The organism is Microcoleus sp. Pol7_B2 (assembly GCF_036701035.1).
GTDB lineage: Bacteria > Cyanobacteriota > Cyanobacteriia > Cyanobacteriales > Microcoleaceae > Microcoleus.
On record NZ_JAUBQB010000016.1, the window covers coordinates 1 to 23,567 of the forward strand.

The window sequence follows — 23,567 nt, forward strand, 5'->3', positions numbered from 1 at the left end:
TTTGGTTACAAGCTAAAAACTTTTTAAGAAAGTATTGGTATTTATGTAGGTCTTTTAAGATTGTCAAATTTTTGTTTGATTTTTTTAGTAACGAACATAAATTTGATTTCCCCAAAATACGTCAATATACTTACACAGAGAAAATCATTTAGGATGGCTATAGATATAGAAAATCATTTAGGATTGCTATAGCTTCCAATTTTGGACTCTGTGCCAAAGTTAACGACAAAACAGTAGTAAAAGCACCTGATTGGGTGTATGTTCCGTCGGTATTGCCAGCAGAACCAGGAGAAGTTCGCCGCAGTTATACGCGCAATGCTGAGGGAGAAGTACCTGCTGTAGTGATGGAATTTTTATCGGATACTGACGGTAGTGAATATTCAAACAAACCGACATATCCTTACGGAAAATTGCGGTTTTATGAGCGAATTTTGGAGATACCAATTTATGTAATATTTGAACCAAAATCGTGAGTATTGGAAGTGTACAGACTCTCGACATCGGGAGAATACGAATTGCAAGAACCGGATGCTAATCAGCGATTCTGGATAGAATCAATGGGTTTATTTCTGGGGGTTTGGGAAGGTGAAAAATCTCAGAGAAGGGGTTATTGGTTGCGCTGGTGGGATGAGGATGGCAATTTGCTGCTGTGGGGTGCGGAACGGGTGAAACAGGAACGGCAGCGCGCCGAAGAGGAACGCCAGAGGGCCGAAGAGGAACGCCAGAGGGCCGATCGACTAATGGCATACTTGAGAAGCCAAGGCATCGATCCTGATGGCATTTGAAGGTGTGGGAGCTCGATCGACCTTTCGGCCCTTAATCCAATCCCATTTTGATTGCACAATCGAGTCAGCAAGGGCGTTTTCGATTAAAAATAACCACAATTAAGGAGCGAGCGGCATGACTGCAACAAAATTAGAAGAAAAAATCGATCGGCTTTCTGATGAATTAGCCTCAGCACTAGAAGGGGAACGCCAGCGTGCTCCTGAACTCACATCTTTGCTACCGCGTTACCGAGCTCGGTTTGGCGAAATGTCAGAGAGTAACGGCTAAAAAGTAAGGGTGCGATCACGCTTCACCAATCTCGATCGCCCGCGTGTTATTTTCACCTAAATGTCCTTGACAAATCTCAGGTTTTGTGGATTGGAATAGAATGGGTCTCAAATTTTAAATGGCGAAGGGCGATCGTTTTGCGATCGAACTTGGGCATTCTAGAGATTAGGTGCTTTGCGAGTGCCTGGAAAACAGCGACACCAAGAGTTAGCAATGGAAAGTACACATAAAAAATCTAGTGATAGTCGGGTTCATCGGAGCGATCGAATTAAGCAGATTTTTGCGTTAGTATCAATGGTTGGCTTTGGTGGTTCGGCAATTTTTGGTATGGTGAGTCTGTTCGGCAGCGGTTTGAGCAGCCAGCACCAGCAAAAATCTGCTCCGGTAGCAGTTTCTCAGGAATCTTTGCTGGCGGCGCAGGAACGGGGATATGAGACGGTTTTGCAGCGGGAACCGCAGAATCAGACGGCTCTGGAGGGGTTGGCAAATGTGCGGTTGCAGATGAATAATAAGGTGGGGGCAATCGAGCCTTTGGAGAAGTTGGTGAAGCTAAATCCCGATCGGGCGGATTATAAGGCGCTGTTGGGGCAGGCGAAGGGGAAATAGTAGCGGAAAGGGCGATAGGTAAGCCAATAAACAAGTTGAAAACAGGCTCTCTAAAATAATGGAAAATAACGTTTTCGATTATGAACTCAACCGTCTGATTCCTCCTGAAATTAAAAACGATGATTTTTACAGAGTCATCCAAAATCTTGCCAAAGAAGAAGATATTCAAACAGTTTTAGAAATAGGGTCATCTTCAGGGCAAGGTAGCACAGAAGCATTTGTAACCGGGCTGCGGCAAAATCCCAATCAGCCAACATTATTCTGCCTAGAAATTTCAAAGCCTCGGTTTGCAGAACTTCAAAATACTTACAAGGACGATCCTTTTGTAAAGTGCTACAACCTCTCGTCTGTTTCACTAGAACAGTTTGCTGATGAAGAGGAAGTCATTAAATTTTACAAAAGCAATCACACAAATCTGAACTACTATCCACTTGAACAGGTCATAAACTGGCTGCATCAGGATATTGAATATATAAAGCAATCAGGGCTATCAGGGAGGGGTATAGATCAAATTAAAGAACAAAACAATATAGATTTTTTTGACGTTGTACTAATAGATGGATCGGAATTTACTGGCAGTTCAGAACTAGACGAGGTTTGTGGAGCAAAATATATTATTTTAGATGATATTAATACATTTAAAAATTATCATAATCTCCAGCGGATGTATCAGGATTCCGATTATACTCTGATCACCGAAAACAATAGTGTACGCAATGGGTTTGCGATTTTCAAGAAAAGGGCAGTTCAACCAGTCAGTTATACAACCATTCAGTCTGCTGTTGAAGCCATTCAAGGTTTCATGGTTCCAGGGCAAGAAGAGTACCTTTTCAATAAAGTAAAGTCCCTCCCCAATGATGCTGTAATCGTTGAAATAGGCTCGTACAAAGGACGCTCCACCGTTGCCATGTCCTATGCCTGCATAGGCACTAATCGAAAAATTTATTGCATAGATACATGGGACGGAAATGATACGGACTTTTCGGACAGAAACTTTTTTGATATATGGCAAGAAAATATAGAAAAAAATGGATTATCTCAATATGTAGTACCATTGCGGGGTTATTCGCATCAAATATTAAGCCAGTGGGAAGGATTAGCAGGCGAGAAAGCTATTGATTTTATTTTTATTGATGGTTCTCATCAGTTTTTAGACGTTTTGAAAGACTATGAGCAGTCACTCCCCCTTGTCAAAGATGGGGGATGGATAGCGTTTCATCACGACGTTGTACCTACTTGGCCTGGTTCTGAACGTGTATGGCACAATATTGCCAAACATCGCTTGCTCAATCATGAGTATTCGTCCACTCTCGCCTGCGGTCAAAAAAATTTGACTGCTTTCTCCTCTACTTCATCACCCGAATTACCGATTCACTTCTTTACTATTGTCCTCAATGGTGAACCATTCATCGAGTATCACATAGAAGTATTCAAACAACTCCCCTATAAATGGCATTGGCATATAGTCGAGGGTGTAGCGGACTTGAAGCATGATACAGCGTGGTCTTTGCGAAATGGCGGACGTATTACCGACGAAATCCACTCCAAGGGACGCAGCAATGACGGCACAGCAGAATACCTAGACGAACTGGCACAGCTATATCCAGAAAATGTCACTGTTTATCGTAAACCGGAGGGTATTTTCTGGGAAGGCAAACGTGAAATGGTTAATGCACCATTGGAAAATATTAATCAGGAATGTTTGCTATGGCAAGTAGATGTTGATGAATTGTGGACTGTCGAGCAAATCTGCACAGCGCGACAGATGTTCATCTATCATCCTGAAAAAACAGCGGCTTTCTATTGGTGCTGGTATTTTGTCGGAGAGAAGTTGGTGATTAGCAGTCGCAACTGTTACGCTCAGAATCCTGCACAAGAATGGTTGCGAACTTGGAGGTTTAAGCCTGGTCATGTCTGGGTACGCCATGAACCCCCCATTTTAGCTGAACCTTTACCAGATGGTGAGTTGAGAAATGTGGCAGAGTTCAACGCTTTTCGACACGAAGAAACAGAAAACCTGGGATTAGTTTTCCAGCACTTTGCTTATGTGATACCAGAACAATTGAGGTTTAAAGAACAATATTATGGCTATACCAATGCTCTCTCGCAATGGACAGCTTTGCAGCAGCAGACTAAATTTCCAGCTCTATTACGCCAGTATTTAGGCTGGGTGCAGGATGGAACAACCGTTGATACTGCCGAGTCCTGCGGTGTAGTCCCGATCGCACAGAAAGAACTTAAAAGCGCGGGTTGGCATTTTCTAGCATCAGAGGATTTACCAAATAAAACTTTAATAACCCCCACAAAAGATCCTAAAATTATCATTGATGGCGTGTTTTTCCAACTCTACAGCACAGGAATTTCTCGTGTCTGGAAATCTTTGCTAGAAGAATGGGCCAAAAACGGTTTTGCCAAGCATATCGTAGTTCTTGACAGGGCTGGAACAGCACCAAAAATTTCTGGAATCTGGTATCGCCATGTACCACTTTATGACTACGGAAGCACGGATGCTGACCGCGAAATGTTGCAGCAAGTCTGCGATGAGGAAGGTGCTGATTTATTTATCTCCACTTACTATACAACGCCACTATCAACCCCTTCTGTGTTCATGGCTTATGACATGATTCCTGAAGTTTTAGGAGCAAATTTTAATGAACCTATGTGGCAAGAAAAGCACTATGCGATTCGCCACGCATCTGCATACATTTCAATTTCAGAAAATACAGCCCGTGACCTGATAGAGTTCTTTCCCGATATTTCTTCAGAGTTGGTAACAGTTGCTCACTGTGGACTTTCAAGTATTTTTTCACCAGCGCGCCAAGAAGATATTAATGGTTTTAAAACCAAGTATGCGATATCCAAACCCTACTTTATTTCTGTCGGAGGTGGCTCGGACTATAAAAATATTAAATTATTCTTTCAAGCTTTTGGTCAACTTGCCAGCAAACAAGGTTTTGAAATTGTGTGTACCGGGAGTGGAGTGTTATTAGAATCAGAATTGAGATCTTATACTTCAGGTTGTGTAGTTCACAAGCTGCGAGTCAATGATGAGGAGTTGAGATTAGCTTATGCTGGTGCTGTTGCATTGGTTTATCCATCAAAATATGAAGGATTTGGCTTGCCTATACTGGAGGCAATAGCCTGCGGTTGTCCTGTCATTACTTGTCCTAATTCTTCTCTTCCAGAAGTTGCAGGCGAGGCGGCATTATATGTGAACGATCGGGATGTTGAGGGTTTAGCCGATGCACTTTGCGAGGTACAAAAACCGAAGGTTCGCAACTCATTAATCGCCGCTGGGTTGGAACAAGCCAAAAAGTTCTCTTGGTCAAAAATGGCGACAACGGTTAGTTCAGCCCTAATTGACGCAACTCTAGTGCGTTTAAACTTGAAAGAGATTAATCTAATTATTTTTCCAGATTGGACGCAGGCAGAAGAGTCTCTTGGTTTAGAATTGGAACGAGTAGTGAGGGCGATCGCAACTCACCCAGACAAAAGTAAGATCACTCTCATAATATACTACAGCAACATTAATGACGAAGATGCTTATTTAGCTTTGTCTAGTGTGGCGATGAATCTGCTGATGGAAGAAGATATAGATGTCTCCGAAGGACCGGAAATTTCCATGATAAGACAATTAAGTGAAATTCAGTGGGAAGCTCTGATGCCACGTCTTTATGGAAGAATGGTTTTGGAAAATGAAAATAGAGAGGCGATCGCATATCAGAAAGCCACAACTCTTCCTTCATATGAACTTGATAGCTTCAGCAACAAGAAAGTTGTTCAATTAGAAACCGGAGGATGGCATATGCAATAGTATAATTTTGTCTATTAGAAAGAAGACACGGACACCGGCAACTGACCCATCTAACTTAAGGATTACATTTCTATGGACTTTCAAAGATTTATCGAACAGCTTCCCAATTTTTACGATAATTGGAATTTCCCCTCCGTGCAGCCGAAGTCTCAGAGATTTGGGAAGGTACTTGAACAAGTGGAGGGAATGACGACAGCAAATATTATGCAGTTGCTTAATTTTGCCATAGACTGCATGGAACCTGGGGAAGTATATTGTGAGATTGGCTGCTTGCGGGGAGCTAGTTTAATTGGTACCCTCCTGGATCATCCAGACTGTATGGCTTATGCCGTAGATAATTTTTCCGAATTTGACGATTCCGGTGAAAACTTTGAAAAACTGACAAATAATCTATCTAAATTTAATTTGCAGGATCAAGTATTTTTTTGCAATCAAGATTTTGAGGATTTTTTTGACGAACTGCAACAGATAGGACTGGATGAAAAAATTGGTGTTTATTTTTATGATGCGACTTATGACTACCGTTCTCACCTATTAGCTTTGCTATTAGTAAAACCTTTTCTGGCTGACCGAGCTATAATTATTTTAAGTAACACTAACTCAAGTGAAGTTCAGCAAGCTGTATTGGATTTTACAGCCGTCACTCCTCACAGTAAATTTTTGCTTAACTTGCCGACCAAAAACTTTTTAGAGGAAAGTTTTTGGAATGGTATATCTATTTTAAGTTGGGATGTAGAGAATATTAAAAATAATACTTACATACAAGAGAATCGCCACAGTAAATTCGTCTTAGAATCTCATAAAAAAACTCAATCCAAGCAGCAAAAAGAATTATTTACCGCCCTCTTAACAAAAGCACTAGTATTAACTCATGAGCATCGATATGCGGAAGCAGAGCAAAAGTATTACACATTATTGCTTTATGAAATCAATAATGTGGCTGCTTGGATGAATTTGGGAATTATTTACTATTTAACTGAAAGATATAAAGAAGCAATTGATGCACTTTCAAAAGCATTAGAAATTGAGTCCTCAAAGGCTTCTATCCATTATAATTTTGGCTTAGTTTTAGAAAAAATATCGAGTTTCGATCAAGCTCTTGAGGCGTATCGGCAGGTAATTTATCTCGATCCCCAATATACTGACGCTTACAACAATCTCGGCAACATTTTACTTCAAATAGGACATATCCAAGAAGCAGAGGATGTTTATCGCCAAGCGATTAAAGAAAACCCTCAGGATTTTGGCAGTTACCAAAATTTGGGTAATATTCTGATGCTTAATAGTAACTGGGATGCAGCAATAGAGGCTTTTCTACAAGCTTTAAGTCTCAAACCTCGAGATCCCGATATTCTGAACAATATAGGATTAGCCTACGAAGCTAAAGGAGAAAAATCCAAGTCACTAAGTTATTTTGGTTATGCTTACTATCGCCAAAAAGAATATAAAAAAGCTGTTGAGTTTTTCAAAGAACTGTTAGATATAGATCAATGTGTAGAGAGTAATGATTATATTGCATTGGCAACTTGTTTAAATAAATTGAATCAAGAAGAAGAAAGTCTCAGCATTTTGCAAGAGGGCATAAACCGTTATCCAGACGAAACAGCACTTTACAGCCTTATGATTGAGTTTTTGAATGAGAGTGGTCGTATTCAAGAAGCAATTGCTAGCGCCACCGAAGCATCCCTGACTCATCCACATGATTTGTTTCTTTATATCCTCAACCAATTATTATTGCCATCCTTTTATGAAAGTTATGAACAAATAGAATTTTACCGCCATAAATTTATCCAAGGACTACAAAATGTAATCAACGAAACTAAATTAGATACTCCCGAAGCTAGAAAAAAAGCCTTGTCCGCTACGAGTCTTATACCGGCAACTTTTTATCTGTCTTATCAAGGCTATAACGACTTAGAATTGCAAGAACAGCATGGGAAGTTTATTCATAAAGTCGTAGCTGCTAGTTATCCTGCATGGGTAGTGCCTATGCCCCTCCCCCCGCTGAAAAACAATAGTAAAATCCGGATTGGTTATGTTTCTGATGCAATGGGTAATTCCAGTGCAACTAAGTGGATATTAGGTTGGCTAGAGGGGTGCGACAGGGACAAGTTTGAAATTTTTTGCTACAACACAGGTTCGTATTTAGGTATAAGCTCCACGAATAAAAAGATTCAACTGTTAAGTGATTTTTACTATTACATACCAGACAACTTAGAAGCAGTTTCTCAGCAAATTTTTAAAGACCAGTTGCATATACTAGTATTTTTAGCCATTGGGATGTGGGCGCCTACAACTCAATTGGCATCCCTGCGTTTGGCTCCAATTCAATGTACTGCCTGGGGACATCCAGTTACCTCGGGACTGCCAACCATCGATTACTTCTTGTCTGGTGACTTGCTCGAACCAGAAAATGCCCAAGAACACTATACTGAACAATTAGTTCGGCTGCCCAATCTGGGAATTTCCTATCCAAAGCCGTTGAGCCCCAAACTAACTAAAACTCGTTCAGATTTTCAGCTTCGCGAGCGAGCAGTTATCTATCTATCTTGTCAATTGAGTTTTAAATATTTACCGCAATACGATTATATCTTTGTCGAAATAGTTCGCCGAGTTCCCCAAGCTCAGCTTGTATTTGTCTTTAGATCGAAGTTTTTTAATGATGCGTCTAAAATTCTCGAAACAAAATTTCGCCAGCGGTTACACAATGCTTTTGCAGCAGTTAATTTGAATAGCGAGGATTATTGTGTATTTTTGCCCGGTCAAGACAGGGAGAGTTACACCAGTCTCATGTTAAATTCAGATGTTTTTCTGGATACCTTAAGTTTTTCGGGGGGTCACACCACTTTTGATGCAGTTGCCTGCAATTTACCTATTGTGACCTGTGCGGGTGAACTCATGCGAGGTCGTCAGTCCTGTGGAATCTTGAAAATGTTAGGGGTGACAGATACCATTGCCCAAAATGAAGCAGAGTATATTGAGATTGCCGTGAAATTGGGATTAGACCTCAAATGGCGGCAGGATATCTCGCAGTCGATGAGCGAGCGTCATGCTTATCTTTATGAAGACAAAACCTGTGTCCAAGGACTTGAGCAATTCTACCAACAAGTTGTGCAAGAAAGATTAAAGCAACAAGAAACAGAACCGTGGATCTTGCCAAAAACTCTATTTCAAAATAGCTTAACTAAGACTGTACTCCATGTTGGGTGCGGGCCTTATCGTCCAGATAGTTTACCTGAAACCTTCCCTACGGATGAATGGCAAGAAGTGCGACTGGATATTGACCCTGCTGTGAGGCCGGATATCATCGGCTCAATCACAGATATGAGTGGTGTACCCAGCGAGTCAGTTGATGCCGTTTATTCATCCCACAATGTGGAACACGTTTATTATCATCAAGTGCCGCTTGTTTTAGCAGAATTCCACCGCGTCTTAAAGCCAGGCGGCTTCGCCATGATTCTTGTTCCAGATATCCAGATAGCAGCAGAGGCTGTAGCTGAGGGCAACTTAGAAGATTCTCCCCTGTATATTTCTCCTGCTGGCCCGATCGCAGCCATTGATATGTTCTATGGTTTTAGGAAAAGGATCGCTCATGGCAATTACTACATGGCTCACCATACAGCATTCACAGTCCACAGCCTGGAGGACAAAATGCAGCAAGCAGGTTTCCGCGATTTAGAAGTACGGCGAGAAAACTGGGATATTGTGGCAATAGGGTACAAATAGCAGGTGTTGAAAATCGAGCAGCGATTCTGTTGTGAAGGTTTACCTACAACCTACCTTTGCCACATTTCTCAATCATTGCATTCCTTGATTAAGCAAAGCTTTAATTCTATCTATATTTTGTTTAGCTTCTGTACAGTTTTCATCAAAATCAAGCGCTAGTTCAAATGCGGATATAGCTGCTTGCCAGGACTTCATCTGAATGTAGGCAGCACCTAAACCACAGGTGGGATAAGTTGTCATAAAACTTAGCTCGAAAGGCTCTCCTGCGTAGTAACTCGCCTCTTTACCAAGTTGCAAGCAATTCTCAAAATAAGCAACAGCTCCGAGAGGAAATCCTAAAGCAATTAAAGTCATTCCAGCTATGTAACTTATGGGCGGATAGTTGGCACACCACTCAAGACCCCGCTGACAAAGTAAGCGTGCCGTTTCATAATCTTGATTCTGCAATGACTGCCCCGCCAATGTAAAAATCAGAGAGGGAATAAAAGCAAAATCATCCGGCGGGTTGCCTTCCATCAAGTCGGGAAAAAGTCGCTCAAAAGCTTCTGCGTAGCATTCTTGAGCTTTTTCAGTTTGCTGAGTAGCCCCATAAACACCAGCCAGACTATAAAGAAGTCTTAAGCTAAGACCTTCCTCCTGTTGGATGCGCTCCAAAATAGTAATGTCACGCTCTATCAGTTCTTGCTGGATTTTTTCCGGCTCCGTTTTGGGATGGTGCAAAATTCTCAAACTTTCTAGCTGAACCAAAAAGTTTGGTCGATGGCAGTAATTCTTTAAGTCTATATATTCGTGCAGGCGACTTACATATCTAAGTTCTGGAAGATTGCGAAATAGCCTAGGTGTTTTTAATGGGGTTGTGCCCTCTACAGCATTTGCTTCGCTTAGCATCAGTAAATATGCTATGACTTCGGTTTGTGAAGTTAATTCCTCCTTCAACGAATCAGTATTAACAACTAATTCTTCATCAGCATCCAACACTAAAATCCAGTCGCCCGATGCCAAGGAAAGAGAAAAATTCCTAGCTGCTGAAAAATCATCACACCATTTGAAGTAATCGACTTTTGCTCCATATAGAAGGGCAATCTCCGGCGTACCATCCTGAGAACCAGTATCTACTACTATTATTTCATCAACGTAAGGTTTAGCGCTCTCTAAGCATCTCGATAAATTCTCTTTTTCATCTTTAACAATCATGCAAAGGGACAATCGAGGGCTAATGACCTCATCTAAAGAATCATTCACCTAACTATCCTCCACAGCTAAAGTTATGTAATACATTGCTATCAGCAGTTTTATGAATGATGGTTCTTCACATAAATTTGCCACATCTGTTCGTAAGCTTTCTCCATCTCTTGTGTAAACTGCTTAGCATTCCACAGGGGAGAAGTTTGCCTAGATTGTCGCAATTTCCAAGCAATTTGTTGCCTCAGAGCCGGATATTTTCCTAAGCGTATACCCCATTCCACATATTCCTCATCCGTCCAAGCAATCCCCTCCGTCACACCTACATTCATCATCATAGTGTAACTGTTACGAGCAGCAAACTGTTCGCCTACCCGTGTAACTAGAGGAATGCCCATCCACAGAGTTTCGAGGGTTGTAGTAGCTCCATTATAAGGATAGGTATCTAGTACCACATCTGCAATACCCAAATTAGCTCGGTGAACTCCCTCTAATGCCACTTCTGGTAGAAACCGCAAGCGATCGCACTCGACACCTTGTTCTTGGGCCAACTCGGTAAAGAAGCATTTAATCGATTCTTCGCTAGCCGTACCTTTAATTAAAAAGTAACTATTCGGGACTTCCTTCAGAATCCTCATCTGTAATCGCGCTGTATCTTTATGCCGTTTGTACCCCGTCTGACAACTAAGATAAATCACCGCGTCATCAGGAATATCCAACTGATCGCGACGCAAAGTTGGTACATCCACTTCAAAACCATCTACAGCTATATAAGTTTGGGGCAAGCGCCAAATTTTTTCTGTGTAATAATTCTGGGCTGACTCTGGTAAAACATATGGATCGGCAATATAGTAGTCAATTGCAGGCACTCCTGAAGCATCCCATCCGAGCCAAGTGACTTGAACTGGTGCAGGTTTTAGGGCCATCACTTCACAAGTAACATCCAGGGTAATGCTGTCGATATCAACTAAGATATCAATCTCATTTTGATAAATTTGCTCAGCAATTTCCCGCCCATCAATGCCAAGTTTGTATGAAGTTTCACATTGAGAAATATACCACTCTTGTAAATTGTCGCTGTGCTTTTTAGCATTAATATAATAACCATAAATTTTAAAGCGATCGCGATTGTGATGGTAAAATAACCATCGCGCTAACCATCCCACAGAATGTCTTTTGAGGCAATGCGATATGTAGCCAATCTTCAACGGTTTGTCAGACTCATTAATATTTTTCCTAAGATCTCGTCTGTGTGGGTATCGCTCTGATTGTTCCTTAGCATAAATTTGAACATTCGCTTGGCACAGTTTAGATATTTGATTTTGAATCTTTCTATTATTTTGAGGATTGTCTTCAAAATATGGTAAAAAGAAGGGACTAAGAAATAAGTTTTGAACTGTGACTGGATTCAGCAATGTCGGCTGTTCTGCTATCAGTGATTTCAGCAGTAAATCGTGCCTTTCCATCACCGAACCAACCTCTTCCCAATATCCACCTGCACTCATCAACCCTCGCAGCAGCTTGTGATTAGCAAAAACTTTATCTGGCAATTCATTGGCTAACGAATAGCACAATTTTGCCATTTTTATTCCCTCCTCATATTGCCGAGCATTTTGGTAAAATCCTGCCAAATGCAGCAATATCCCGAGATTTTCCGGAGCTAAACTCACGGCTAACTCAACAAAGCTTACCGCTATTGTTGGTAGTCGCGCCGAGTAAGCAATTTCTATAGAGGCTCGCAGTACGATTTCAATGAAAACTTCAGGGTGCCGGACATGGGCTAGAGTGGCTGACGCTAGTTCTAGGGAAGACGGATGCAAAGGAGCGCATTCTAAAACACTATGCAAAACTTGCATTAATAACTCGGAGTCTAACTCTATCGGAGGCTGTAAATTGAGCATTTCGATTACGCCCAGAGAAGTCAGCTCGTCTCCTGTGTAATTCTCAAGCAAGATAGAGAGTCCTATCAAATGCAATAGGTTGTTAATATCTACAGGATTAATCTCTCGCAGGTGTTGCCGGATCGCCCATGTCACTAAATGGTTGCCAAGGTTTTGCTGCTGCTCTGCTTCTGTTTGCAGCACTTGTATTAGTTCCGCAGTCCACAGCTCACATTGTTCCGGATCTCCCTCTGCCATGCCTAACAGCCAGGTTGTCTGAGCTTCTGCCTCTTGCCCCTGCAACAGCAGCAACAAGCCCAAATGCCAGTAGTAGGATTTTGTATCCGGTTCGGCTTCAATGGCTTGCTCATAAAGGTTTGCAGCCTCCCTGTAATCTCCCTGGCGCTTGCACTGCTCAATTTGTTGGTGCCAGTCTGCTGGCTCAGTAGATAAGTATGTAACAGTCATAAAATAAAAGTTACTAAGACTATTGATCAAATAAATTTGACTAATTACAAAAAGCGAGTAGTATAAAAAACACTACCCGCTTCCGTACAGATTTTAGGTTCGGCTGGCAAAAACCATTTTTGTTCCGATACCTCTGTTACTTCGAGACTTCAGTTTGGCTTCCACCACACGTTACGTTATTAGTGTTTATTGTACCTGGAGCACCACTGACTCCTGCGCTAGTTGTTTCACACAATATTGCCACCGTGGTTGCGTCTGTTTGACCCGTTGGTATGATTAAAGCTACATTTCCCGTATAGCCTTTGAGTGCAGGAGAAGAAGGTACTGCTATGTTAGCAACTATACTGCCCGGAGTGTTGTTCGTGATGGTATAGACATAGTTAGAGGTTTGAGTTTTGATGCCAATCCCCAGATCGTTAACCCCAGATTTAAATGTACCATCCTCGGCGTATTTGGCTTGCTGCGCGCGGTTCATTGAACCTGCATACTGCTTAGCTTCTGACTGCTTGGCTTTGTTGGCTTGGTTGAGGAAAGAGGGCAAAGCAATAGCAGACAAAATACCGATGATGATAATAACGACCAGCAGTTCAATCAGGGTAAAACCCTTATCCTGTCTTTTCTTGTTGAGGTGTTGCAGGAATCTGGCTTTAAATTCAGTCTTCATGATGAGTTTCTCCTAAAGGCGTGCGATGCTTGATTTCTAACTCCTACAGATAACTTACCCAGTTTCTTTCGTTTTCATATCATCCCGGCATTTTTTTTTTATCGCCTCGCTCCTATAAGTCTAAAAGCTTATGGGCAAAGGGCTCCAGCTTTGTTAACAGTTCCTTGACTTCATCCCAAGCCATCTTCTGGCTCGCCGACTTTAAGGTGAGGGGATGCAGTAATCTAAGCTTGAGCTAGCTTGCAGTAGTAAGTTTGCATCTTTCCTCTCCACAAGCAATTGTACAGAACCAGTTGCTGTTCCACACTATCGCTTCTTCTTTTAAGTTTGATCGCCCCTCTTCTCCCTCCCAAAACCAAATTATATACCCAACTACCAGCTTCATGAACACCAACATCAGCCCCATCCTCAAAGTATTCACCCTTTCCGTCGCCCTTTCTCTAGCCATCAAGTACGCAGGGCCTAGCTTATCCATACCCTCTACCGACTTCAACGCCCTAATCGCCGTGTTTTCCCCCAGTATCATCCTAGCTGCCATCCTCGGCTGGCGATCGCGCCAACAGCCAAGATAGGGGATGGAGGGCGATCGCCCGCCCCCAAAGACGAGTTAAATTAAACCAGGGGCGATCGAACATTCACACCAAAACGCCACCCTGCCCAGCAATATAGATGAGACAGACAATCACATGGATCTAGCCACCTTAAATTTCAAACCCTTAAATTTGCTGATTTTTCCTGATTGGAACCAACCCGAAGAATCTCTTTATTTAGAGTTAGAACTAATTATTAGGAGTCTGGTAAGTCATCCCGATTGCGATTTTATCACTATTTTAATATATGTGAGCGAACCTTTAGAAAACTCCGAGTTAGATGCCAATCTAATTTTATCAGCGATTGTGATGAATCTTTTCATGGAAGAAGATTTAGATACTAGCTGCGACCCAGAAATTATTTTATTAGAAAACCTCACTCGAAGCCAGTGGCAGGATATTTTGCTACAGATTCAATATCGAATTAAGTTGAATGCGGAAAATCACCAAGCAATAGCAGAGTCTGGAACCGCAGAACTTCCAGTAGTGGAACAGGAACAACTTAGCGATATAACTGTTGATTCTCAAGCATTAGCGTTGAGAGAATTCGGCAACCAACTCTATCGTCAAGGAAGATACGAAGCTGCCATTAAGCACTATCAAAGGTTTTTAGTATCCCAGATAGGAGATATAGAACTGTATGGTAACTTAAGCGAGTGTTTAAGAAACCTCAACAGAATCGAAGAAGCGATCTGGATTCTTGAATCAGGCATCCACCATTACCCAACAGCAGGACAACTGCACTTTCAAATTATCAAAATTTTCCAGCAAAACGGACGCACTCAAGAAGCTATATCAAGTGCAGAAAAAGCAACGAAAATACTGCCCAATGAATATGTTTTTCAACTATTCAAACACTTAACCTTGCCGATTGTTTATAACACATCAGATGAAATCCTATTTTACAGGGAAAGATTTGTCCAAGGATTAGAAAATTTAATTCAGCAAACCTCCCTAAAAACTCCAGAAGACAAAATTAATGCTTTGCGGGGTTTTAGTAGTTTCACTAATTTTTACCTAGCATATCAGGCTTACAATGTTGTGGAATCGCAATCAAAGTATGCTAATTTAGTCCATCAAGTTATGGTCGCCAACTATTCGCCGTGGGTGCAACCGCAATCAATGCCTCCACTGCTGGAAAATGGCAAAATTAGAGTCGGTTATATTTCTAGTTATTTGCATTCTTACAGTGGCACTTTATGGTTAACTGGCTGGCTGCGTTATTGCAACCACCAACAATTTGAAATTTACTGTTACTATACGGGGAACGATCCAGATCCAATTACGGAACAATTTCGCCAATACAGCGATAGATTTCACCACATTCCTCACAACCTAGAAGCCGTATGTCAACAAATTATTGATGACAAATTGCATATCCTGGTCTTCCCAGAAATTGGTATGGACGCACCAACTATACAAATAGCAGCTTTGCGTCTTGCCCCCGTGCAATGTTCGGCGTGGGGACATCCTGTAACCTCTGGTTTACCGACGATTGATTATTTTATTTCCAGTGAATTGATGGAACCAGAAAATGCACAATTTCACTACTCAGAAACCTTAATTAAGTTGCCTAATATTGGCGTTGCCTACCCAAAACCGATTGTTGGTCAATTAACCCAAACTCGCTCAGATTTTAACCTGCTAGAAGATGCCGTTATTTATTTTTGCTGCCAAGCTCCTTTCAAATACTTACCACAATATGATTTTATTTTAGCAGAGATTGCCCGCCGCCTTCCGCAAGCTCAGTTTATTTTTCCGCGCGGCGAATTGCTGCGGGAACGGTTAAAGCGTGCTTTTGCTGCTGTGAATCTCGACAGTGAAGATTACTGTCTGTTCCGAACTATTCCAACTCGACAAGATTACATAGCAATTAACTTTCTGTCTGATGTTTTTTTAGATACTTTTACTTGGTCGGGCGGGAATACGTCTTTGGAGGCGATCGCTTGCAATTTACCCATAGTAACTTGTCAGGGAGAATTTATGCGGGGACTTCATGCTTATAGCTTTCTCAAAAGGCTGGGAGTAACAGACACAATCGCCAAAAATGAAGAAGAATATATTCAAATAGCTGTCAAGTTGGGTATAGATTCAAAGTGGCGCCGAGACATTGCACAACGCATGAGTCAGCGACAAGGTGATCTGTTTGACGATAAAGTTTGCGTGACAGCTTTAGAGACTTTTTATCAAGAAGTTGTTCGAGAAAGACTTGAAGGTAACAAGAATTCTATTGGTTAGGGCGATCGCGCCAACAGCAGCAGTAGAGACGCAATCAAAAAGTGCGATCGCTACTTGGTCTAAAGACTATGTTTTTGCCCAAATCTTAATTCCCCGTACAGCTTATCAAAACTACACTTGAGGGAGTGACCATGATTCAAATCATACCTGAATTAGTAACATTCGATGAATTCATTGACTGGTATCCTGAGAACTCAGAACACTGCTACGAACTGCACAATGGAGAAATTGTTGAAATACAAAAAGCAACAGGTAAACATTCTAAAGTCGCCGATTTTACCGCACTGAAAGTCGGAATAGAGATTGAGCATCTCAATTTGCCCTACTTCATCCCCAAAGAATGCCTCATCAAACCCATGCGCGAGGAATCTGGATATGAACCAGATATCATTGTACTCCACGAACAAACCATTGGCAACGAGCCGCGATGGGAAAAATCATCAATTATCACAATGGGTTCATCAGTCCCTCTAATCGTCGAGGTAACTAGCACTAATTGGGGGGATGATTATGCCCTAAAGCTTGAGGCATATGAGTCAATGGGTATTCAGGAATATTGGATTATAGACTATCTAGGATTGGGCGGCAGACCGTTCATCGGCCACCCCAAGCAACCAACCTTTTCGGTTTACCAACTAATTGACGGGGAATACCAAGTCAAACTGTTCAGAGGCGGCGAGGGTATTAAGTCCCCAACTTGCCCAGAATTGAAGCTGACAGCGCAGCAGGTGTTCGCCAAACGGAATTGAGGTGGCTGCTTATGCTAATGTCCGAGTAGGGGTATCTGATTAAAGATGCGATCGCGCGCATCTGCTGTATCTTGATATAAAGGCGATTCATCGCTTCTGGGCTGCGGAACAATTACCAAGCAGCAATTCCCCATACCCTATTCCTCAATCTAAAATCTAAAATCTAAAATCTAAAATCTAATGAAGCTAGGACAGTGGATGGGCTTATTAGCCCTCATCGCATCTTGTTACATCCTGTGGCAAATCAGGCAGGCCCTACTGCTGCTGTTTGCCGCCGTCGTCTTAGCCACAGCCTTAAACAGACTAGCACGCTACTTGCAAAAATTCGGACTCAAAAGATCGATCGCCGTACTTTTATCAGTTAGCTTCCTAGTCCTCATCTTCGTAGGATTATTCCTCATCATTGTACCACCCTTTGCCCAACAGTTTCAGCAACTTACCCAAAGAGGTCCTCAAGGAATAGCAAAATTAAATGAGTGGATCGATCAGATTGAAACTCGATTTTCGGGACAAATGGGTCAGCGGCTACCGAATCTTGATATTAACGACATTATCCAACAACTGCAACCCCTATTCAATCAACTCGTCGGCGGTGCAGGAGCTTTTGTCGGTAACACATTAGGTGTTATTCTCAGCTTTTTGCTAGTCATAGTTTTGACATTGATGACATTAGCAGAACCTCTCTCTTACCGCCAAGCATTTATACAACTTTTCCCCTCTTTTTATCGGCGGCGAATCGATGGCATCTTAGATGAATGCGAAATAGCGCTCGGTCGATGGGTAATCGGTGCTTTAATTAGCATGAGCGTCATCACTTTCCTGAGTTTAATTGGTTTGTCAGTATTGCAGGTTCCCCTAGCTCTAGCTCACGCTGTTTTAGCCGGCTTGCTGAACCTAATACCCAATATCGGTCCTGGTTTGAGCGTGATTCCTCCAGTGACGATCGCACTTTTAGACTCGCCGTTAAAATCCGGTTTTGTGCTGATCCTCTACTTTCTAATTCAACAATTTGAAAGCAACCTCCTCACCCCTTACGTCATGGCACAGCAAGTATCACTGCTGCCAGCAGTAACATTAATAGCTCAAGTATTCTTCGCCACCTTCTTTGGATTTTTAGGCTTATTGCTAGCTCTCCCCCTCACCGTTGTAGCTCAAGTTTGGATTAGGGAAGCCCTCATTAAAGATATTCTAAACCAGTGGAGTGCCAGTCCTAAAACCTTAGCAGCAATCGATTCTGCTATCCAGGAAAAACATGAATCTATAGGAATAGCCGAAAGCTTGCCAGAAAAATATTTACCAGAACAGAAACCAGACATCCCCGATCATGCTGAAAATGAGGCTCCTGAAAATCTATAGTTAAAATTCAGAATGACTTCAGTTCTGATTAATTCCCAGTTATAGGACAGAAGTATTCACTACCAACTGAGGAAAAATGTGGTACGAACACCCTCAAATAACTATCTTCAAGCCTCCCATTTTCTACCGTATCTGTGCCAGCGCTAAAAATCTGTTTAACCGTCAAATTCAACTGCCCAAATGTGGGCGAAAAAACCCGCTCGTCCCCTCTAAACTGACAGACTTGATACTTACCGTCAACCAACTGGTAAACAGAAAAAGTAGGTGGTTTAGGATTGCCAATATAACGTCGCCCGCCACCTACCAAATAGTCCGCAATCCATTATTCAGAAATGCCCAAAGCTTCGTAGTAAACCAATTTGTAGCCATAATCATCCCGCCAATTGGTACTGACAACTTCGGCAATTAGCCGGACAGAACTACCCATTGTAATGATAGATTCCTTTTTCCATCTCGGTTCGCTGTCCGTCCCTTGCCTGTCCAAAACGATCGCATCCGGTTCGTAACCCGATAGCTCGTTATCAGCTTTGACAACGCATTCTTTGGGAACGAAGTAAGGAAGCCCTAGTCATCTGATTTCAAAGTTGAGTTCAGCGAAAAGGAAGCCTGCTACTTCTGAATGTTCTCCGGTTGCTTGAGGCATCTCAACAATAGTTCCATTGTGCATTTCGTAACGATTGACCGAATTTTCAGGATACCAGTCAATAAATTCATCCAAGGTGACTGGTTTTAATATCGCTTGAGTCATAACGATCGCTCTTTATTTTATTTATAATATAATCCTGATATCTGTTATAGCATTTTGCGGTGTTATCAAACCGAGGTCGATCGCCAAAACAGCATTCGCTCGATGACATTCCATCAATCCCAAATCAAAATCACTCCAAAATCAATCAATTGAAAATCTAAAATCTAAAATCCAAAATCTAAAATATTATGAGATCGATCGACGAAATCAACGATAAAATCAGCCAAGGCAAAGCCACAGTCTGGACAATCGAAGAACTCAAAACTAGAGTTCAAGAAACCAGCATTACCCAAGCAGCCAAAGAAGTCGATGTCATTACCACCGGCACCTTCGAGCCGATGGAATCCTCCGGTGCAATCATCAACCTCGGTCATACCGACCCGCCCATAAAAATCCGCCAGTGCTGGCTAGACGGCGTTTTAGCCTACTCCGGCTTCGGGGCAGTAGACCTGTACCTGGGAGCCACCCAAGTAGCCGAAGACGGCGAAGAATCCCGCGAACGGGGCGGCGGACACGTCATCGAAGACTTAATAGCAGGCAAACCCGTGCAGTTGCGCGCCTTGGGGCAGGTAACAGACTGCTACCCCCGCGCCTCCTTTGAAACCACGATTACCCGCGATACAATCAACCAGTTTTATTTATTCAATCCCCGCAACGCATATCAAAACTTTATTGTTGGCGTCAACGGGGGCGATCGCCCGCTGTTCACCTACCTCGGCCCCCTGCAACCAAACCTCGGCAACGCCGTCTACTCGAACCTTGGAGCCATGTCTCCCCTGCTAAACGACCCCGACCTCGAAATCATCGGCATCGGCACCCGCATCTTTCTAGGAGGCGCTCAGGGCTACATCACCTGGGAAGGAACCCAGCACTTCCCGCTGCAAAAACGCCAGCCGAACCGCACCCCCATCGGCCCGGCCGCCACCCTCGCACTCATCGGCGACGCCAAACAGATGAACTCCAAATGGGTGCGCGGCTGCTACTTCAAAAACTACGGCCCATCCCTGATGCTGGGAGTCGGCATCCCGTTTCCAGTCTTAAACGAAACAGTCGTCGCCCACTGTGCAGTATCAGACAAAAAAATAGTAGCGCCGGTGGTAGATTTCTCTATCCCCCGGCGCGTTCGTCCCACCTTCGGTTTAGTCAGCTATGCTCAATTAAAGACTGGCCGCATTCTCATCGAGGGCAAACCAGTACGGGCCGCCCCCCTTGCGAGTATGTTTCTCTCCCGGCAAGTAGCATTGGAATTGAAGCAGCAAATTGAAGCGGGTCAATTTACCCTCACGGCCCCAGTTGCTCCCCTACCCACCGACAGAGTATTTCTCCCGCAAGATTTGTGGGGGGCCCAAGTGAGGCTGGAATAGACAGTCGCTAGGCTAAAGTCACGAATTATAACTTGAATGAACCACAAGAGGATATTCAAAGATGATCTTCGACACAGATAGCTCTGTTTACCTTGGCGGTGTCGATTTTTTACCACTTTGGAACTTTGACTGTGGGAGGGCAAGGCATTGGCATATTTCATCACATCATTCTCCATGATGCAACACCAGACTTTATATTATTCCAAGTCCGTTGATATGTTGTACAAGTCAGTACGCTTGCTGATCTACTATCTTAAGTACGGGCGGATTCCTCTGTTCTCTTAATCATTCAACTTGGTGCAACACCCATAATAGAGCGCGAAAGCTAACACTCAAGAGTGAGCAATGACATTTTTATGTCATTTATGCCTCCAGGAATGACATTGGAATGACATCGAGCGAGTCCTCGTCTCCGCTGATGAGCCAAATCAGAGGGAGCGAAATCAAAGCGATCGAAATTAGATCGCTTCTGACCCAACTTTCCCGCTTATTCTACAGTCTGAGAAACTGGCCGACAGCCAGACAATATCGAGTGCAAATTGACGACATTTCCGATTACTGCGATCGCAGGTGCTGCAAATCCGACCGCCTCAACTTGCTCTACAATTGTACCCAAAGTCCCGATCAATTCTTCTTGTTCCGGCCGCGTTCCCCAGCGCACTAACGCTATGGGCGTTTCTGCACTCAATCCTGCATCTGTTAACTGGCCGATAATGTAAGGCAAATTGTGGATTCCCATGTATACTACAATGGTTTCCGAGCCACGGGCGATCGCCTGCCAATTTACCTCCGGTCGATATTTTCCCGCTGATTCGTGACCGGTGACAAAGGTGACAGAGGAACTGTACGATCGATGTGTTAAAGGAATTCCCGCATAAGCAGGGGCCGCAATCCCAGAAGTTACACCGGGGACGACTTCTACTGAAACTCCAGCTTTTACCAACTCTTCCATTTCTTCGCCGCCGCGGCCGAAAATAAATGGATCGCCGCCTTTGAGACGAACTACGATCGCATTATCTCCAGCTTTTTCTATCATTAGTTGAGTGGTTTCGTCCTGCATTAACGAGTGACGACCTTTGCGTTTTCCGGCATCAATTCGTTCTGCTTGGGGGTTGATTGCTGCCAAAATTTGAGGGCTGACTAAAGCGTCGTAAATCACCACATCCGCGCATTCTAACAGAGCTTTTCCCTTCAAAGTCATCAAACCCGGATCTCCGGGGCCCGCACCTACTAAATACACTTTTCCTAAAGACATTTTTCTTTCTTCCTTTACCTCTTCTTTGCCTCTGCGGTTCATTTTTGAATTAAATTCCCAATTAAGTCTGCTAATTGTACACTTGCGCCTAGAGGATTTGCGAGATGAAGTTCCGCCGCAGGAAATTGCTGCTTTAGCTGTGCGACATTTTTCGCGATCGCATCTGTAATTCCTCCATTAAATAAGAAGTATGGCACAATCCCTATTTGCTGCTGTCCACCACGAACCAAACTCTCAATTTGCTCTTCCAAACTCGGCTTTACCGACCAATAAGCTGTCAGCGCACCGAGTTGGCTGGCGATTTCCTCAACAATCGAGTTACCTCCGGGGCGACGGCTGCCGTGAGATAATAAAATCCATTTTGGCAATAGCAGATTGGGAAGAAAAGTCACCTCTTGCATCTGACTTTTTACCAATTGTGTTAAGCCTGCTTCCTGGGAACCTAAATGCGGGCGCAATTCAATTTTTAGCTTGTCACCAAAAGTTTTTTGGGCAATTTCCACCTCTGCAGGTATGTCTTCGGCGACGTGAACTCCGGGCAATAAAAATACAGGCAGTATTTGCAATTCTGTCAGTCCCAGCGACAGGGTACGTTCGCCAAAACTGCAAATTTGTTCGTGCAGCGGTGCGGGCCCGAGTTCCAAGGTGGCGGTTGCTACTGCGGGGAAGGAGTCAGCCAAATTTTGAGACAGCAGTTGACCTAGGTTTTCCAAAGCTAGTTGGGGTCTGGGGTCGCGGCTGCCGTGAGAGACTAATAAATAGGTGGATGATCGCAATTTCAATATGGATTTGATGTTAATGTTCGATCGGGATTTCAAATAATTGTAACACCGTAGGGCGCGTGACTTGAAAAATACTCAACCCTCAACCGGAAGCTTCCGAGTCGCGCACCTCTAACAACTAAAGCAAAGTACCCAGCTTGAAAATTACTCAACACAGGGCTTAAATCTTCTAAGCCGCGCACCTTACAAAAGAAGGTGCGCGGCTTAAAATTTACTTAATAATGGGCTTAAATCTTCTAAGCCACACAATCTAAACAACTCTCAAATTAACCTTTGGGAGCGGGATCGGCAATGTATTGGAAAGTAGGTTCTGAGTTCCAAGGGCCGCGTTCATCCTTGCCATTTGTTGACAAGTTAAAGTAGAGATCCACAGTGGAATCTGGCGGAATATTACCGAACAGCGGATCGGTGAGTTTACCCAACGCTTCGAGAGCTTTCATGAACATTTCAGTGTGAGAAATTTCGCGAGTCAGCAGAAAGTGCAGCGTCTTTTTCGTTCCCATATCCGGTGCTAGTTTAATCAACTCTTCGTAGGTTTGGCGAGCTCCTGCTTCCGCACCGATATTAGCGCGTAAATCGCGCACTACATCGCCACCTTCGTTGACATAAGCACCCGTCCAAGCTTGACCTTGGCTATCCAGCAAGTGCGGACCTACACCGCGCACCGCAAACAAAGTGCTTTTATAAGCTTCTGTTTGGTCAACGTTTTTGGTGTGCATTTCGATGAGTTTGCCCACCATTTCTAAGTGGCTGAATTCTTCTATTGCAATATCTTGGAGCATATCCTTAATCCCTGCATCTTCACAGTGAAAGGACTGCACCCAGTATTGCAGAGCTGCTGTGAGTTCTCCGGTTGCTCCGCCAAACTGTTCTAGGAGCAATTGGGCAAAACGGGGGTTGGCTTCGTCTACTGTCACCGCAGCCATTAATTGTTTTTTGTGAAAAAACATGGATCGATACCTCTTTTAATTCTGTTGTTACAGTCTCTGGATTGCAGACTTGTAGCTGTGTTCACCTTCAGCATCCATTGTGCGACAAGCGATCGCACCGAACCTCGGTCGCTGGTTACATCTAGCGCGACAAATTTCTCTG

Annotated in this window: 18 protein-coding genes and 3 pseudogenes; 13 read left to right on the forward strand and 8 right to left on the reverse strand. The window is 43.2% G+C overall.

Features of this window, described 5'->3' with window-relative positions; all coding sequences use genetic code 11:
• Nucleotides 1-188: 188 nt before the first annotated feature.
• From QUA57_RS08905 to QUA57_RS08930, 6 genes are all read left to right on the forward strand, one after another.
• Nucleotides 189-473, forward strand: coding sequence for a Uma2 family endonuclease (locus QUA57_RS08905; protein WP_333251054.1), 285 nt, complete (start codon nucleotides 189-191; stop codon nucleotides 471-473).
• Nucleotides 474-482: 9 nt separating this feature from the next.
• Nucleotides 483-785 carry a hypothetical protein gene (locus tag QUA57_RS08910; protein WP_333060425.1) on the forward strand — a complete coding sequence of 101 codons (303 nt, stop codon included), beginning with the start codon at nucleotides 483-485 and terminating at the stop codon, nucleotides 783-785.
• 115 nt (nucleotides 786-900) lie between these two features.
• The gene (locus QUA57_RS08915; protein WP_333060424.1) at nucleotides 901-1,053 is read left to right on the forward strand and encodes a hypothetical protein; all 153 of its coding nucleotides are present in this window, start codon (nucleotides 901-903) and stop codon (nucleotides 1,051-1,053) included.
• A 213-nt stretch (nucleotides 1,054-1,266) separates the two neighbouring features.
• Entirely contained in the window at nucleotides 1,267-1,659 is a 393-nt protein-coding gene (locus QUA57_RS08920) for a tetratricopeptide repeat protein (RefSeq protein WP_333060423.1), read from the forward strand.
• A gap of 58 nt (nucleotides 1,660-1,717) precedes the next feature.
• Nucleotides 1,718-5,473 carry a class I SAM-dependent methyltransferase gene (locus tag QUA57_RS08925; protein WP_333060422.1) on the forward strand — a complete coding sequence of 1,252 codons (3,756 nt, stop codon included), beginning with the start codon at nucleotides 1,718-1,720 and terminating at the stop codon, nucleotides 5,471-5,473.
• Between the two features lie 234 nt (nucleotides 5,474-5,707).
• A complete protein-coding gene (locus QUA57_RS08930; RefSeq protein WP_333251057.1) occupies nucleotides 5,708-9,199 on the forward strand; it encodes a tetratricopeptide repeat protein in 3,492 nt (1,163 codons plus the stop codon).
• Nucleotides 9,200-9,271: 72 nt separating this feature from the next.
• On the opposite strand, the gene QUA57_RS08935 is transcribed toward QUA57_RS08930, so the two are convergent.
• The 3 genes from QUA57_RS08935 to QUA57_RS08945 form a co-directional block, all read right to left on the reverse strand.
• On the reverse strand, nucleotides 9,272-10,441 hold the full coding sequence (locus QUA57_RS08935) for a glycosyltransferase family 2 protein (RefSeq protein ID WP_333060420.1): 1,170 nt from the start codon (nucleotides 10,439-10,441) through the stop codon (nucleotides 9,272-9,274).
• Nucleotides 10,442-10,491: 50 nt separating this feature from the next.
• Nucleotides 10,492-12,729 carry an O-linked N-acetylglucosamine transferase family protein gene (locus QUA57_RS08940; protein WP_333060419.1) on the reverse strand — a complete coding sequence of 746 codons (2,238 nt, stop codon included), beginning with the start codon at nucleotides 12,727-12,729 and terminating at the stop codon, nucleotides 10,492-10,494.
• A 136-nt stretch (nucleotides 12,730-12,865) separates the two neighbouring features.
• On the reverse strand, nucleotides 12,866-13,393 hold the full coding sequence (locus QUA57_RS08945; protein ID WP_333036893.1) for a type IV pilin-like G/H family protein: 528 nt from the start codon (nucleotides 13,391-13,393) through the stop codon (nucleotides 12,866-12,868).
• Between the two features lie 383 nt (nucleotides 13,394-13,776).
• Here QUA57_RS08945 and QUA57_RS08950 point away from each other — a divergent pair, with 383 nt between their 5' ends.
• From QUA57_RS08950 to QUA57_RS08970, 5 genes are all read left to right on the forward strand, one after another.
• Nucleotides 13,777-13,965: a hypothetical protein gene (locus QUA57_RS08950; protein ID WP_333060418.1), complete on the forward strand. Its 189-nt coding sequence runs from the start codon at nucleotides 13,777-13,779 to the stop codon at nucleotides 13,963-13,965.
• 114 nt (nucleotides 13,966-14,079) lie between these two features.
• Complete coding sequence (locus QUA57_RS08955) at nucleotides 14,080-16,221, forward strand: O-linked N-acetylglucosamine transferase family protein (RefSeq protein WP_333060417.1); 2,142 nt, start codon at nucleotides 14,080-14,082, stop codon at nucleotides 16,219-16,221.
• Nucleotides 16,193-16,342, forward strand: coding sequence for a hypothetical protein (locus QUA57_RS08960; protein ID WP_333060416.1), 150 nt, complete (start codon nucleotides 16,193-16,195; stop codon nucleotides 16,340-16,342). Before QUA57_RS08955 ends, QUA57_RS08960 begins: the two co-directional genes overlap by 29 nt.
• 10 nt (nucleotides 16,343-16,352) lie before the next feature.
• Nucleotides 16,353-16,970 (forward strand): Uma2 family endonuclease, encoded by a 618-nt coding sequence (locus tag QUA57_RS08965; RefSeq protein WP_333060415.1) that lies wholly within the window; start codon nucleotides 16,353-16,355, stop codon nucleotides 16,968-16,970.
• Nucleotides 16,971-17,150: 180 nt separating this feature from the next.
• Nucleotides 17,151-18,326, forward strand: a complete 1,176-nt coding sequence (locus tag QUA57_RS08970; protein WP_333060414.1) for an AI-2E family transporter — start codon at nucleotides 17,151-17,153, stop codon at nucleotides 18,324-18,326.
• 136 nt (nucleotides 18,327-18,462) lie between these two features.
• Here the strand turns inward: QUA57_RS08970 and QUA57_RS08975 are convergent.
• Nucleotides 18,463-19,074 (reverse strand): annotated as a pseudogene (locus tag QUA57_RS08975) (Uma2 family endonuclease); the annotation flags it as partial.
• 188 nt (nucleotides 19,075-19,262) lie between these two features.
• On the opposite strand from QUA57_RS08975, the gene QUA57_RS08980 reads away from it, so the two are divergent.
• Complete coding sequence (locus QUA57_RS08980; protein WP_333036886.1) at nucleotides 19,263-20,438, forward strand: homocysteine biosynthesis protein; 1,176 nt, start codon at nucleotides 19,263-19,265, stop codon at nucleotides 20,436-20,438.
• Between the two features lie 68 nt (nucleotides 20,439-20,506).
• On the opposite strand, the pseudogene QUA57_RS28665 reads toward QUA57_RS08980, so the two are convergent.
• Nucleotides 20,507-20,586 (reverse strand): annotated as a pseudogene (locus QUA57_RS28665) (IS1 family transposase); the annotation flags it as partial.
• A 41-nt stretch (nucleotides 20,587-20,627) separates the two neighbouring features.
• On the opposite strand from QUA57_RS28665, the pseudogene QUA57_RS08985 reads away from it, so the two are divergent.
• Nucleotides 20,628-20,723, forward strand: a pseudogene (locus QUA57_RS08985) (IS1 family transposase); the annotation flags it as partial.
• A gap of 202 nt (nucleotides 20,724-20,925) precedes the next feature.
• Here QUA57_RS08985 and cobA read toward each other — a convergent pair.
• The 3 genes from cobA to QUA57_RS09000 form a co-directional block, all read right to left on the reverse strand.
• Nucleotides 20,926-21,735: a uroporphyrinogen-III C-methyltransferase gene (cobA, locus tag QUA57_RS08990; RefSeq protein ID WP_333060413.1), complete on the reverse strand. Its 810-nt coding sequence runs from the start codon at nucleotides 21,733-21,735 to the stop codon at nucleotides 20,926-20,928.
• The gene (locus QUA57_RS08995; RefSeq protein ID WP_333060412.1) at nucleotides 21,732-22,475 is read right to left on the reverse strand and encodes a sirohydrochlorin chelatase; all 744 of its coding nucleotides are present in this window, start codon (nucleotides 22,473-22,475) and stop codon (nucleotides 21,732-21,734) included. The genes cobA and QUA57_RS08995 overlap by 4 nt, the downstream gene beginning before the upstream one ends.
• 266 nt (nucleotides 22,476-22,741) lie before the next feature.
• Nucleotides 22,742-23,425 carry a manganese catalase family protein gene (locus tag QUA57_RS09000; RefSeq protein WP_333036883.1) on the reverse strand — a complete coding sequence of 228 codons (684 nt, stop codon included), beginning with the start codon at nucleotides 23,423-23,425 and terminating at the stop codon, nucleotides 22,742-22,744.
• Between the last annotated feature and the right edge of the window lie 142 nt (nucleotides 23,426-23,567).

Excerpts from the sequence above, each read along its gene's own strand:
- QUA57_RS08915 (WP_333060424.1), top strand. The coding sequence starts at position 901 with ATGACTGCAACAAAATTAGAAGAAAAAATCGATCGGCTTTCTGATGAA.
- QUA57_RS08920 (WP_333060423.1), top strand. The coding sequence starts at position 1,267 with ATGGAAAGTACACATAAAAAATCTAGTGATAGTCGGGTTCATCGGAGC.
- QUA57_RS08925 (WP_333060422.1), top strand. The coding sequence starts at position 1,718 with ATGGAAAATAACGTTTTCGATTATGAACTCAACCGTCTGATTCCTCCT.
- QUA57_RS08930 (WP_333251057.1), top strand. The coding sequence starts at position 5,708 with ATGGAACCTGGGGAAGTATATTGTGAGATTGGCTGCTTGCGGGGAGCT.
- QUA57_RS08940 (WP_333060419.1), bottom strand. The coding sequence starts at position 12,729 with ATGACTGTTACATACTTATCTACTGAGCCAGCAGACTGGCACCAACAA.
- QUA57_RS08945 (WP_333036893.1), bottom strand. The coding sequence starts at position 13,393 with ATGAAGACTGAATTTAAAGCCAGATTCCTGCAACACCTCAACAAGAAA.
- QUA57_RS08950 (WP_333060418.1), top strand. The coding sequence starts at position 13,777 with ATGAACACCAACATCAGCCCCATCCTCAAAGTATTCACCCTTTCCGTC.
- QUA57_RS08955 (WP_333060417.1), top strand. The coding sequence starts at position 14,080 with ATGGATCTAGCCACCTTAAATTTCAAACCCTTAAATTTGCTGATTTTT.
- QUA57_RS08965 (WP_333060415.1), top strand. The coding sequence starts at position 16,353 with ATGATTCAAATCATACCTGAATTAGTAACATTCGATGAATTCATTGAC.
- QUA57_RS08970 (WP_333060414.1), top strand. The coding sequence starts at position 17,151 with ATGAAGCTAGGACAGTGGATGGGCTTATTAGCCCTCATCGCATCTTGT.
- QUA57_RS08980 (WP_333036886.1), top strand. The coding sequence starts at position 19,263 with ATGAGATCGATCGACGAAATCAACGATAAAATCAGCCAAGGCAAAGCC.
- cobA (WP_333060413.1), bottom strand. The coding sequence starts at position 21,735 with ATGAACCGCAGAGGCAAAGAAGAGGTAAAGGAAGAAAGAAAAATGTCT.
- QUA57_RS09000 (WP_333036883.1), bottom strand. The coding sequence starts at position 23,425 with ATGTTTTTTCACAAAAAACAATTAATGGCTGCGGTGACAGTAGACGAA.